The following is a 5,234-nucleotide window of genomic DNA, read 5'->3' on the forward strand; positions in this document are numbered from 1 at the left end:
CGCTCGGCCTCGGCCTCCTCGCGCCGCGTCACCGCCTCGGCCTCGACCCGCTGCTTTTCCAACGCCGCCTGCTTGAACGCCAACACCGCATTCGCCATCCGGCCAATCTCGTCCTTCTGCTCCAGGGCAGGAATCTCAGTGGTCAGATCACCGCCGGCGAGTTGGGACATCCTGTCGGCCATGCCGCTGATTGCGCCGCCGATACGGCGACCGACGAACAGCGCGACGACGATGGCCAGTCCCATCGCGAGCAAGGCGGCGAAAGCGGCGGTCCAGCTGATTTCACTCGAGATGGCCTGCAGCGCCGCCTGCGAGGTCAGCAGATGCGCCACACCGGAGACATTGCCGGCGAAGTCCTTGATCGGACGGGCGACACCGACATGGGGCTGTCCGCCGATGACAGACGTTGTGGGAACCGTCTCGCCATCGCGGACGCGTGCCAAGGTGGCACCGTCGAGCAGCGGCTCGCCTTGGAAGGTCGCCGCCGAACGGGCATCGGCGGTATCCTTGGCGGCAAAGGTCGCGACTTCGTCCATTGGGAAGATGTAGAGCTCCGCCTCGTCATCGGCGCTGTCGGTCAAGCCGGAGATGAACTCCTGTCCGAAGCCCAGTCCGAATTCGACGGTGCCGACGTGGCGTCCGTTGTATTCGATCGGGTGGACGGCTCGAACACCGATCCCGGCGCGGCCGCGCTCCAGCCCGATGACCGGCATCTTGTTGGCGTTGGCCTCGACGACCGTGAAGCGGAACGAAGACAGGTCGTCGCCGAACTTTTCCGGCTTGTGGACGCGCAGGAAGGAAATGCCCTGAGGGGTGTGAAACTGGAACTGCTCCACACCGTATTGCGTCTTCATCGCGTCAAAGCCGGGAACGAAGATATCCGCCAGGCGCTGCCGATCGTCGAAAGCGACGGCCTGCCCTACGGCTGGCTGGCGCGCCACCAGAGCCGCGAGGCTGAGCGCCTTGTCGACCTCGGCGGTGATCGAGCGATCGAGCTTGCGCTGCATGATGCCAAGTTCGCGCTCTGCCGCTTGCTCGACCAGACGGTCTGCGCCGAGGAAAAGCGGTATGCCGACCGCCAGCGCGGCGACGAACGCGGCGAAAAGAACCGAGACGAAGAGACGAGAACGAAGCGACATGGCGACAATCCAATTATAGTATTCAAACCTTTCTATGTGAGCGCGGTTTTCCGAAAGGTTAACCGTAAGCGGGACCTTCTCGCCTCGGCCACGTTTTTGCGCCGATAGGCTGCTGGAAGCCCGAAAATATTCGTAGCCGGGCAAGCGACGGGCCGCCGACGCCCGGAACGGCTTTTCGGGCCGCCGCCCGCCCGCGAAAATTAGAGCGTCGCGGTCCCGCTTGGGCGGTGAGGCGTCAGCTTGACACGCCGCCGATCTGCCGAAATGGTCCGCACTCTCGACCCCACTGGAAAGCGGAAGCGCGATGCCACCGAAAAAAAAGCCGGCGACGAAACTATCGGCCAATAAACCGGCCACGAAGTCGCCGGCCAAAAACAATGGCAAATTTTCCAGCGGAATCGATGGGCTCGACACGGTGCTGGGCGGCGGGCTTCCCGGTCGGCATCTCTATCTGCTCCAGGGCAAACCCGGCACCGGCAAGACCACCTTTGCGCTGCAATTCCTGATCGCCGGCGCCGCCGCTGGCGAACCGGTTCTGTATGTGTCGCTGTCACAGAGCAAGGCCGAACTGGAGCAGATCGCGGCATCGCATGGCTGGTCGCTCGACGGGGTCGAGATCGAGGAGCTGCACGCGGCCCGTCATGACGAAAAGCAGGACGATCAGACGATCTTCTACGCTTCGGATGTGCGTCTCGATCGGACCCGCGAGGCCGTCGACGCGGCAATTGACCGGGTGAAGCCGAAGCGCATCGTCTACGATTCCCTCGTCGAAATTCGCCAGCTCAGCCGCGACACCCAGAAGTTTCACGAGGAAATCCTGTCGTTCAAGCGAATGGTCGGAAAACAGGGCATTGCGACCCTGTTCATCGATCTGACGCCGGAGGCCGGCGGCGATGCCGTCGTCGAGAGTCTGGCGCATGGACTGTTCCACCTGGAAAAGTACCTGCCCGAATATGGTCAGGCGCGCCGCCGGATCGATATTCGCAAGATGCGTGGCGTGAGTTTCTTCGACGGTTATCACGACATGGCGATCCAGACAGGCGGGGGTGTCCGGGTGTTTCCGCGGATCGTGCCGGAACTCACACCGGAGACCAGCCGCGAGGATCTGATCAAGTCGGGCGTCGACGCGCTCGACGAGATGCTCGGCGGTGGCATGGAGCCTGGCACCACGACGCTCATCGTCGGTCAGTCGGGCACTGGCAAGTCGACCCTTGCCTCGCTTTACGCCTATGCGGCCCTGGAGCGTGGTGAATCGGTCACGCTGTTTTTGTTCGAAGAACGGGTCGAGACCTTTTTCCGGCGCTCCGAAGGGCTCGGTCTGCATCTGCGCAAATATCGCGACGACGGGAAGCTCGAACTCTGGGACTTCAATCCTGGCGCGATTTCGCAAGGTGAATTCTCGCAGATCGCCCAGCAATCGGCGGATGGCAACAATGCCGGCGTGGTGGTCATCGACAGCTTCACCGGTTACCTCGCCGCGCTGCCGAATCCGCAGGAAGCGATCATGCAGATCCAGACGCTGCTGAAGTATCTTTCGCGGCGCGGTGTCCTGACCATCCTCATCGTCGCCCAGCACGGCCTGCTCGGCCACAATATGGACACCGCCGTCGACGTCAGTTTTCTCGGCGATACGGTGGTGTTCCTGCGCATGTACGAATGGCCGGCGGTAGTCCGCCGCACGATCACCGTGGTCAAGAAGCGCCACGGTCCGCACGATCTCGATGTCCGGCAATTGCAGATCGATACCAAAGGCATCAGCATCAGGGAGTTCGTCCAGCCACCGCCGGGCAGTCCGTCCCCGATGCCGACGCGATGAAAGCGGATTTCGACCGAATACCGTCGGCTGCCGAACTGCCCGTTCTGATCTACGCACCTTATGGGAATGATGGCGACACGCTCCATAAGGTACTGACGGACGCCGGTTTCACGGCGATCGTCGCCGACGATCTGGCGCAATTTCAAACCAGTCTGGCGCGTGAGGCCGGGGTTCTGATCGTCAGCCAGGAAGGTTTGACCGAGAAGTCGCTGGAGCTCGTCAGCCAGATGCTGGCGCAGCAGGACGACTGGGCGGAACTACCGATCATCGTGCTCTTGGACGCGGCGCTGCATCTCAACAATGCCGCCGGCCGGCTTCTCGAACTCATGCCTCGCTCGAAGCTGATCATCAAGCAACGCCCGGTGCATCCCACCGAGATGACCACCTCGGTCGATACGGCTTTGCGCGCCCGTATTCGTCAGTACGCCCTGGCCCGTTACATCGCGCATCAGGAGGAATTGCGCCACGAGCTCAACCACCGGGTCAAGAACATCCTCGCCAGCGTCAACGCGCTGTTTTCGCTCACGCGCCGGAACTCCGCCGATCTCAACGAGTTTTCCCATGAGTTCGCCGGCCGACTGAACGCCCTCAGCAACGTCCATTCGGTCCTGTTCAATGTCGATTACGGATCGGTGCGGTTGACCGAATTGGTGGAAGCGATCTTGAGGCCATTCAACACGGAGGACGTGCGGGTTGTGGCGACCGGCCCGGACCAGCGGCTTTTGTCCGACCCCGCCCAGAAGATCGCCTTGAGTCTGTACGAACTGGCCACCAATGCGGCCAAGTATGGGGCGCTGTCGTCGAGCGAGGGCGCTGTCGGTGTCAAGTGGTCGGTCGAGTCCGGAACGGGGGGCGACAGCTTCGTACTGGACTGGTCGGAGAGCGGCGGGCCGAGCGTCAAACCGCCGTCGCGGACCGGCTACGGCACGCGTTTCATCCGTTCGGCGGCGCACAGTCTCGACGGCGAGGCGAATCTTGAATTTACACCCGCCGGTCTTCAGGTGCAGGTACGGGTGCCGGCCCGCAGCGTACTGGATCGATAGATGCCCGCAATTCATTCCGTGCTGATTGTCGAGGACAATCTGATCGTGGCCATGGTCATTGAGGACGATCTGAGGGACGCCGGCTACGAGGTGTTGGGGCCCACCATGCGCAGTGCCCCGTCGCTGGACATCGCGCGGTCCTCGACGATCTCGCTCGCTCTGGTCGATATCGATCTGGAGGGCGGCGACGACGGCGTCGAGCTGGCCCGTCGGCTGCGTGACGAGCATCAGGTGCCCAGCCTGTATATTACCGGACAGGCGGCTGTTGCACGGGCTGGCAAAGACGCGGCCCTCGGCCTCCTGCCGAAGCCGTTCACGCCGGAGCAACTGCTGGAAGCGGTCGCGGAGGCCTTGAAATACGCGGCGACGGGCGAGGTGCCGCAGACGCCGAAGGCGGCTGTGTGGTTCTGAGCGTGCCAGGTGGTCCGCGGTCGGGCATGGTGAAAGAAGCGGTTTCCGTTGGTCCCTGGCATGCCGGTGGAGGCCTTCATCCAGACCGGCGAGCGCACGGCGATGTCATATCTCCTGAAGCCGCTGTCGGATCAGTTCCGCCGCGCCATGCGGGAACAGTGAGGAATAAAGATGTCGATCGACTTCGATCCTTATGGTCCTATCAGACGAAAGCTTGCGAGCGATGGCGTGGATATCGCCGCGAAGTTCGTAAAGCGTCGTCCTGCGGCGACGCCGGCGGCGGTCCGGTCGCATACAGCAACACGCAACCGGATTGCTAGCGTCCGTCGTCTGGCCTTTGCCTTCGCGGCGCTGGGGGTAATCGCTCCGGTCGCCCTCATCACGATCGCATTCGGGGACGAACTGCGAGACACCATGGCCCCCGGCGCGGGGCGGGTGGGGGTCGCTGATTCGACAGCGCCGAAGCTGGGTCCAGAGGGGCGGCGCGGCGAGGAAACGGGCATCGTTCCGAGTCAGGCCGACACGCGAGACCAGGACAAAGGCACCCGAAATCCGCCGGTTGCGGCCCCGAGCGTGACGTGCGCCGAAGCGCTTGCCTCGGAACCACTCCGGAACATGGATCAGTATCTGGACGACATCGGCGTTCTCTACGAGAAAATATTCGATCAAGAACTGTCAGGTTCCGATTGTACAGGTGAGCAGATATCTGATTACCTAGGCTCAGGACCTATTAATTTCTCTTGATGTGTGATTCAGAGCTTCCGTCAAGGAGGTTCTGATGGCTGGTTTGTTTTTGCTGAGCGAGCGCCAGATGGCGCGGATATC

5 protein-coding genes and 1 pseudogene are annotated in these 5,234 nt (G+C 62.4%); 5 read left to right on the forward strand and 1 reads right to left on the reverse strand.

Features of this window, described 5'->3' with window-relative positions; translation table 11 throughout:
* Positions 1-1,139, reverse strand: a 1,139-nt coding sequence (locus VQ045_RS21160) for a cache domain-containing protein (protein ID WP_331831531.1), incomplete at its 3' end; no start/stop codon positions are given.
* Positions 1,140-1,443: 304 nt separating this feature from the next.
* Here VQ045_RS21160 and VQ045_RS21165 point away from each other — a divergent pair.
* The 5 genes and pseudogenes from VQ045_RS21165 to VQ045_RS21185 all read left to right on the forward strand — a co-directional run bounded on the left by VQ045_RS21165 (position 1,444) and on the right by VQ045_RS21185 (position 5,153).
* On the forward strand, positions 1,444-2,955 hold the full coding sequence (locus VQ045_RS21165) for an ATPase domain-containing protein (protein ID WP_327626323.1): 1,512 nt from the start codon (positions 1,444-1,446) through the stop codon (positions 2,953-2,955).
* On the forward strand, positions 2,952-3,998 hold the full coding sequence (locus VQ045_RS21170; protein WP_331831532.1) for a sensor histidine kinase: 1,047 nt from the start codon (positions 2,952-2,954) through the stop codon (positions 3,996-3,998). Before VQ045_RS21165 ends, VQ045_RS21170 begins: the two co-directional genes overlap by 4 nt.
* A complete protein-coding gene (locus VQ045_RS21175) occupies positions 3,999-4,409 on the forward strand; it encodes a response regulator (protein WP_327626321.1) in 411 nt (136 codons plus the stop codon).
* A gap of 45 nt (positions 4,410-4,454) precedes the next feature.
* Positions 4,455-4,571, forward strand: a pseudogene (locus tag VQ045_RS21180) (HlyD family efflux transporter periplasmic adaptor subunit); the annotation flags it as partial.
* Positions 4,572-4,580: 9 nt separating this feature from the next.
* Entirely contained in the window at positions 4,581-5,153 is a 573-nt protein-coding gene (locus tag VQ045_RS21185; RefSeq protein ID WP_331831533.1) for a hypothetical protein, read from the forward strand.
* The last annotated feature ends 81 nt before the right edge of the window (positions 5,154-5,234 follow it).

The sequence above is a fragment of the Aurantimonas sp. E1-2-R+4 genome (assembly GCF_036549515.1).
Lineage (GTDB): Bacteria > Pseudomonadota > Alphaproteobacteria > Rhizobiales > Rhizobiaceae > Aurantimonas > Aurantimonas coralicida_A.